We start from the raw sequence: 6880 nt of genomic DNA, 5'->3' as shown, positions 1-6880 counted from the left end.
CTGCTGCGCACAACGGCGGTGAGAGCTTTCGCCATGCGCCCCGGGTGCAGGCCGTGCTGGGCCTGCCCAGCTACCGGCTGCCCTCCAGCAGCCCGGCCAATGCCTCATGGAGCTTTGAGCGCAAATTGGCCGGTTGGCGCGAGGTGATGCATCACTGTGGACTGCTGGCCTGAGCGCTGGCAGCAGGGCCACTGGCGCGCGCAGGGCTTGCAGAGACGGGGCTGCCGCCGACCATGCGCCATGACAGGCGCTGCACTGCAGGCGCCAGCAGCACCACGATCGTGAATGCCGCTGGCCAGGACAGCAGGTAGGCATGCAGCCAGCGCGAGAGAAAATCCCCGACAAAGCCCAGGTTCAACCAGGTGACCCAGGCGGTCATCAAGCCCGAGAGCAGCATGGACATGATGACGGAGGACAAAAAGCGTTGTTTGAGAGCGTTGGACATAAGCGAGCCAGAAAAAACAATGCCGCAGTCTAAAGCGATGCATGGCCTGCCCAATCCCTCCGCGTGGTCTGCATGCGACATTAACTATTGATGTGTGCTGTTTATTTTGTAATAACTATGGATGGCTTCAGGGAGCGACCGCGGCCTTGTTCCGATCCCCACCCAGTCCGGCGGGCCAGGGTTATGCACGGAGCTGGCGAGGACAACGGCCGATAATCCCTCCCCATGACGACTAGAAAAAAATCTCCGCAGCTGGCGCAGCCGCTGCCCGAGGTCACGATTTCCGACTTTGACGGAGCCCGCTACCTGCACCTGGGCACCCCCTGGGTCCAGGGCTCGATGCGCATCAAGAAGCCTTTTGATATCGACCTGGAATATGTGCAGCGCATGATGGCCTGGCTGCTGCTGGTGGACTGGCCCACGGTGCCCGAGCGCCGTGCGATGCAGCTGGGCCTGGGGGCCGCGGCGGCCACCAAGTTCTGCGCGCAAAAGCTCGGCATGGCCAGCACCACCGCCATCGAGCTCAACCCCCAGGTGATCACCGTCTGCCGCCAGTGGTTCAAACTGCCGCCCGACAGCGACAAGCTCCAGGTTGTGCTGGGCGATGCAGGGGTGGAGATCCAGAAGCCCCAGTACCTGCAGACCGTCGATGCGCTGCAGGTCGATCTGTACGACCATGAGGCCGCAGCGCCCGTGCTCGACAGCCCCGACTTCTACCAGCACTGCCGCAATCTGCTGACCGACGACGGCTGCATGACGGTGAACCTGTTTGGCCGCACCAACAGCTTTGCCCGCAGCCTCGCCCATATCCAGGAGGCCTTTGGGCCTGAAGCGGTCTGGCGCTTTGCGGCGACCAAGGAGGGCAATACCGTGGTGCTGGCCCAGCGCACGGCCAGCCGCCCCGGCCGCGAGCTGCTCAGCCAGCGCGCCGACCTGGTGCAGCAGCAGACGGGCTTGCCCGCGCTCAAGTGGTTAAAGGTTTTTAAACCTGTGCAGCCCCTGCTGGACTGACTTTACCTGGCATCCATGAAGCGATCAGGTATAAAGCCAGAAGACAAAAAAATACCGAGGGATACACCATGGCAGCGCCTGATCAGCCAAGCAAACACCACAAAAGCCGGGGCGATGCCTTGCCCGGCGATACCGCCGTCAAGAGCCGCTCGTCCAGTGGCTCGTCCGGCGCTGCGGCGCCGATCCGGCGCTCGGCGGTCTTTGTGCCTGGCCGGGTGGACGACGGTCCTGCGCCTGCCAAGTCCAGCGGCCCTGCGTCGGTCCCGTCCACACCCAGCGGGTTGGGCCCGGCCTCGGCGCCGCCAGCGCGCAGCGGCCTGCCTGCGCTGATGCAGCGCGCCCTGGACCTGACCCAGATCATCAACTGGCTGCAGACCGATGGCTGGATCAGCCCCGAGCTGGCCCAGGCCACCATCGACCGCTGCAGCCATGCGTCCAGCAGCCAGCACCCGATCGTGCGTCTGGCCAGCGTGGTGGTGCCGCGCCAGCTCGATGGCAAGGCGCTCGATGTGGAGCTGCTCACCGAATTTGTCGCCAAGCATTGCGGCCTGCCTTATTACAAGATCGACCCGCTCAAGGTCGATGCCGCCAAGGTGGCCGAAACCATGGGCGCGCCCTATGCGCAGCGCCACGGCATTTTGCCGGTACAGGTGACGGCCCAGGAGGTGGTGATTGCGGTCAAGGAGCCCTGGATCGACGAGTGGGTCAGCGAGGTCGAGCGCCAGGCGCGGCGCAAGGTGCGCCGGGTGCTGGCCAACCCCAAGGACATCGACCGCTACCGCAGCGAATTCTTTGCGCTGGCCAAGTCGGTCAAGGCCGCCAGCAAGCTGGGCGGTTCGCTGAGCTCGCTGGGCAACTTCGAGCAGCTGGTTGACCTCAGCAATACCAACCAGCAGTTCGATGCCAATGACCAGGGCATCATCCGCCTGGTGGACTGGCTGTGGCAGTTTGCCTTTGCGCAGCGCGCCAGCGATATCCACCTGGAGCCGCGCCGCGACCAGTCGGTGATCCGTTTTCGCATTGACGGCGTGCTGCACAAGGTCTACCAGATGCCGCTGGGCGTGCACAACGCCATTGTCTCGCGCGTCAAGCTGTTGGGCCGTATCGACGTGGTCGAAAAGCGCCGCCCGCAGGATGGCCGCATCAAGACCCGCAACACCTTGGGCGACGAGGTGGAAATGCGTCTGTCCACCTTGCCCACCGCCTTTGGCGAGAAGATGGTGATGCGGATCTTTGACCCGGAAAACACCGTCAAGGACCTGTCGGCGCTGGGCTTTACCGCCCATGATGCGCAGCGCTGGGAAAAGCTGGTCGAGCGCCCGCACGGCATTATTTTGGTCACCGGCCCCACCGGCTCGGGCAAGACCACCACCTTGTATTCGACCTTGAAGCGCCTGGCCACCGAAGAGGTGAATGTCTCGACCGTGGAGGACCCGATTGAAATGATCGAGCCGGCCTTCAACCAGACCCAGGTGCAGCCGGCGCTCGATTTCAGCTTTGTCGAAGGCCTGCGCGCGCTGATGCGCCAGGACCCGGACATCATCATGGTCGGCGAAATCCGCGATCTGGAAACTGCCGAGATGGCGGTGCAGTCTGCGCTGACCGGCCACCTGGTGTTCTCGACCCTGCACACCAACGATGCCCCCAGCGCCATCAGCCGCTTGATGGAGCTGGGCGTGCCGCCGTACCTGATCAATGCCACCTTGCTGGGCGTGCTGGCCCAGCGCCTGGTACGCACGCTCTGCCCGCGCTGCAAGCAGCCCGACGAGGCCGCATCGACCGACGCGCTGACCGCCGCCATCCAGCCCTGGAAGATCAAGCGCGACTACCGCCCCTACAAACCGGTGGGCTGCGAAGAGTGCCGCGACACCGGCTTTCGCGGCCGTATGGGCCTGTACGAATTGCTCACCGTGTCCGAAGCGCTCAAGGACCAGGTGCATGCCTCGCCGTCGATGTCGGTTCTGCGCCGCCAGGCGGTGAAGGACGGCATGCATCCGCTGCGCCTGGCCGGCGCCTTGCGCGTGTCCGAGGGCCTGACCACCATCGAAGAGGTGATGGCCAACACCCCCCCCATCGAGATGGGCGACCGCTAAAAAACCGGCTGTAGCGCCCACCACCAGCGGGCAGGGCGGCGTTGCGCCGGCGGGGACTTACCCTTGCCACTGCGCGCGCCGGAGGCGCGGGCCATGCTGCGCAAACCCGCGCCCAGCTTGGGTTTCGGCGCTGTACGCCCTGGTGTCAGCCTAGGGGTTTTCCTGTGTGGAATCGTAAGTGGAATCCACATGCGTCAGCTGCCCGTCAGCGTTGACAATGCGCTGCATCCCTAAAATTGTTTGGAGACAAAGGTAATGAAGCTCAAAAGCCAGAAAGACTTCTGGGCGGGCATCATGTACATGGCAGTGGGTATTGGGTTCGCCGTAGGCGCCCAGAACTACTCGATTGGTACAGGTGCTCGCATGGGTCCGGGGTACTTCCCGTTGATTCTCGGTGTCCTGCTGACGCTGATCGGTGCGGCCGTGGCCTTCAAGGGCCTCACGGCCGGCCCCGCTGACGGAGACCCGATCGGCAAATGGGCATGGCGACAAGTGTTCTTCATCTTGCTGGCCAACTTTGCCTTCGGCATCTTGCTCGTGGGCGTGCCCACCATCGGCATCCCCGCCATGGGCCTGATCGTCGCCATCTACGCGCTGGTCTTCATCGCCAGCCTGGCAGGGTCAGAATTCCGCGCCAAGTCGGTCTTCATTCTGGCCACCATCCTGGCCATTGGCAGTTACGTCGCTTTCGTGTGGGCACTGAACCTTCAGTTCCCCGTGTGGCCTAGCTTTATTACCGGTTAAAAGGGGCCAGGACCATGGAATTGTTTGACAACCTGGCCACCGGTTTCGGTGTTGCCTTTACCTTTCAAAACCTGATTTACTGCTTTGTCGGCTGTCTGTTGGGTACCCTGATTGGCGTGTTGCCTGGTATTGGCCCGGTGGCCACCATCGCGATGCTGCTGCCTGCCACCTACGCACTGCCACCCGTGGCTGCGCTGATCATGCTGGCCGGTATTTACTACGGCGCCCAGTACGGCGGCTCCACAACGGCGATCTTGGTGAATCTCCCGGGAGAGTCTTCGTCCGTCGTGACCGTGATTGACGGCTACCAGATGGCCCGCAAGGGACGCGCTGGTCCGGCACTGGCGGCAGCGGGCATTGGCTCGTTCTTCGCCGGCTGCGTGGGTACCGTGATTCTGGCTGCCTTCGCGCCTCCGCTGACCGAAGTGGCCTTCATGTTCGGCCCTGCCGAGTACTTCTCGCTGATGACCCTGGGCCTGATTGGCGCCGTGGTGCTGGCTTCGGGCTCGCTGCTCAAGGCGGTGGGCATGATTGTGCTGGGTCTGCTGCTGGGCCTGGTGGGTACCGACGTGAACTCCGGCGTGGCCCGTTACTCCTTCGACATTCCTGAGCTGACCGATGGTATCGACTTCGTCGTGATCGCCATGGGTGTGTTCGGCTACGGTGAAATTATCGCCAACCTGTCCAAGCCTGACGATGAGCGCGAAGTGTTTGCTGCCAAGGTGACTGGCCTGATGCCCACCAAGGAAGACTTCAAGCTGATGTTCCCCGCGATGCTGCGTGGCACGGCGCTGGGTTCGGCCCTGGGTATCTTGCCTGGTGGCGGTGCGATGCTGTCGGCTTTCGCGGCCTACACGATCGAGAAGAAGACCAAGCTGCGTCCTGGTGAAGTTCCTTTCGGCCAAGGCAATATCCGTGGCGTGTGCGCGCCAGAATCGGCCAACAACGCCGGCTCGCAGACCTCGTTCATTCCGCTGCTGACCCTGGGTATTCCACCCAACGCCGTGATGGCACTGATGGTGGGTGCGATGACCATCCACAACATCCAGCCTGGTCCCCAGGTGATGACCAGCAACCCAGAACTGTTCTGGGGTCTGATTGCCTCGATGTGGATCGGTAACCTGATGCTGATCATCCTGAACCTGCCGCTGATCGGCGTCTGGATCAAGCTGCTGACCGTGCCTTACCGCTGGTTGTTCCCATCGATCGTGCTGTTTTGCGCTGTCGGTGTGTACGGCACCAACAACAACAGCTGGGACGTGTGGATGGTGGGTATCTTCGGCTTCGTGGGCTATGTGTTCCACAAGCTGGGTACCGAACCTGCTCCCTTGCTGCTGGGCTTCATCCTGGGCCCGATGATGGAAGAAAACCTGCGCCGTGCCCTGCTGCTCTCGCGGGGCGACTGGTCGGTGTTTGTCACCCGTCCGATCTCTGCCGGTCTGCTGATTGCAGCTGCCATTCTGCTGGTGGTGGTCTGCTTGCCAGCGGTGAGCAAGAGGCGCGAAGAGGCCTTCGTCGAAGAAGACTGATCGCCCGCAGCCTGGCTGCAACATGAAAAGGCATCTTCGGATGCCTTTTTCTATTTCTGCGGCCCAAGAGCGCTACGGCTTATCGGTGATAATGAGAGTTATTCCCATCTGAGGGGCGAAAGCCGGACCACCGATGGCGACCTTGGCTTTCCATGGGGCGATGCCCATTTGTGCTTGAGCGCTATTACCGAGAACTGCTGAACTTCTGCCTGCGCAAGGTCAGAGACCGCGACACCGCGGCCGACCTGGCGCAGGAGAGCTATGCGCGCGTGCTGGGCATGCAGCGCGCCGGCAAGGTGATCGACCAGCCAGCCGCCTTGCTCAAGCAGGTGGCATTGAACGCCAAGATCGACCTGGACCGGCGCGCCCAGCTGCGCCAGCACGAGGACATCGATGCGCTCGATGAGGCCCAGCAACCGGCCAGCCCCCAGCGGCTGCAGCCCGAGGCGGCCTATGCCTCGTCGCAAACGGTGCAGGCCTATCTGACCACCATCGAGGCCTTGCCACCGCGCTGCCGCGAGGCCTTTTGCATGTATTTGTTCGACGAGCTGTCCAACCAGCAGATCGCCGAGCGCATGGGTGTGTCGATCAGCATGGTCAACCAGTACATCAGCCGTGGCAAGATCGCCTGCGCGGCCCGCAAACAGGAGCTGGACCATGGTGATTGATACCATCCAGCGCGGGGCCGACATGCAGTTTTTCCGCGCCCATGCGTCTATAGCTTTGAGATGAGCCGATTTTCCACCTCGCCCTCCCACGCTTCTGCCCCGCCTTTTGACGAGGCGGCGGAGCAGCGCGCGCTGCAAGCCTTCTGGGGCGAGCAGGATGCCGTGGCGCTGCAGGCCGCGCAGTGGCATACGCGTCAGGAGCAGGGCCTGGGCGCGGCTGAGCAGGCGGAGCTGGCGCAATGGCTGCACGCCAACCCCGACCATGCCAAGGCCTTTGCCCGTATCGATGCAGGTGTTGCCCGCTTGCGCGCGCTGCCCGCAGACGCGGTGGCCCAGTGGCGCGCCAGTCCAGCGATGAGCCAGCCCGCAGCCGCTGCTGCACCGTCGAGA

The 6880-nt window shown here is 63.2% G+C and carries 7 protein-coding genes and 1 pseudogene; 7 read left to right on the top strand and 1 reads right to left on the bottom strand.

The window, feature by feature from the left end; all coding sequences use genetic code 11:
* Window positions 1-173: pseudogene (locus tag H928_RS33325) on the top strand (DNA-deoxyinosine glycosylase); the annotation flags it as partial.
* Here the strand turns inward: H928_RS33325 and H928_RS27585 are convergent.
* On the bottom strand, window positions 152-445 hold the full coding sequence (locus H928_RS27585; RefSeq protein WP_021026890.1) for a DUF2798 domain-containing protein: 294 nt from the start codon (window positions 443-445) through the stop codon (window positions 152-154). The pseudogene H928_RS33325 and the gene H928_RS27585 sit on opposite strands and share 22 nt — an antisense overlap.
* 225 nt (window positions 446-670) lie before the next feature.
* On the opposite strand from H928_RS27585, the gene H928_RS0112930 reads away from it, so the two are divergent.
* From H928_RS0112930 to H928_RS27580, 6 genes are all read left to right on the top strand, one after another.
* Window positions 671-1456 carry a spermidine synthase gene (locus tag H928_RS0112930; protein WP_021026889.1) on the top strand — a complete coding sequence of 262 codons (786 nt, stop codon included), beginning with the start codon at window positions 671-673 and terminating at the stop codon, window positions 1454-1456.
* Window positions 1457-1785: 329 nt separating this feature from the next.
* The gene (locus H928_RS0112925) at window positions 1786-3549 is read left to right on the top strand and encodes a GspE/PulE family protein (protein ID WP_052329965.1); all 1764 of its coding nucleotides are present in this window, start codon (window positions 1786-1788) and stop codon (window positions 3547-3549) included.
* Between the two features lie 255 nt (window positions 3550-3804).
* On the top strand, window positions 3805-4293 hold the full coding sequence (locus H928_RS0112920) for a tripartite tricarboxylate transporter TctB family protein (RefSeq protein WP_021026887.1): 489 nt from the start codon (window positions 3805-3807) through the stop codon (window positions 4291-4293).
* A gap of 14 nt (window positions 4294-4307) precedes the next feature.
* The gene (locus H928_RS0112915; RefSeq protein WP_021026886.1) at window positions 4308-5822 is read left to right on the top strand and encodes a tripartite tricarboxylate transporter permease; all 1515 of its coding nucleotides are present in this window, start codon (window positions 4308-4310) and stop codon (window positions 5820-5822) included.
* Between the two features lie 170 nt (window positions 5823-5992).
* Window positions 5993-6490, top strand: coding sequence for a sigma-70 family RNA polymerase sigma factor (locus tag H928_RS0112910; RefSeq protein WP_021026885.1), 498 nt, complete (start codon window positions 5993-5995; stop codon window positions 6488-6490).
* 60 nt (window positions 6491-6550) lie between these two features.
* A partial coding sequence (locus tag H928_RS27580; protein ID WP_148293151.1) for a DUF4880 domain-containing protein occupies window positions 6551-6880 on the top strand: 330 nt, incomplete at its 3' end.

The sequence above is a fragment of the Comamonas sp. B-9 genome, from assembly GCF_000410635.1.
Lineage (GTDB): Bacteria > Pseudomonadota > Gammaproteobacteria > Burkholderiales > Burkholderiaceae_C > Comamonas.
This window is presented reverse-complemented; position numbering and strand designations above follow the sequence as displayed.

Bases quoted from the DNA above. Each gene is read 5' to 3' on its own strand.
- H928_RS27585 (WP_021026890.1), bottom strand. From the start codon at position 445: ATGTCCAACGCTCTCAAACAACGCTTTTTGTCCTCCGTCATCATGTCC.
- H928_RS0112930 (WP_021026889.1), top strand. From the start codon at position 671: ATGACGACTAGAAAAAAATCTCCGCAGCTGGCGCAGCCGCTGCCCGAG.
- H928_RS0112920 (WP_021026887.1), top strand. From the start codon at position 3,805: ATGAAGCTCAAAAGCCAGAAAGACTTCTGGGCGGGCATCATGTACATG.
- H928_RS0112915 (WP_021026886.1), top strand. From the start codon at position 4,308: ATGGAATTGTTTGACAACCTGGCCACCGGTTTCGGTGTTGCCTTTACC.
- H928_RS0112925 (WP_052329965.1), top strand. From the start codon at position 1,786: ATGCAGCGCGCCCTGGACCTGACCCAGATCATCAACTGGCTGCAGACC.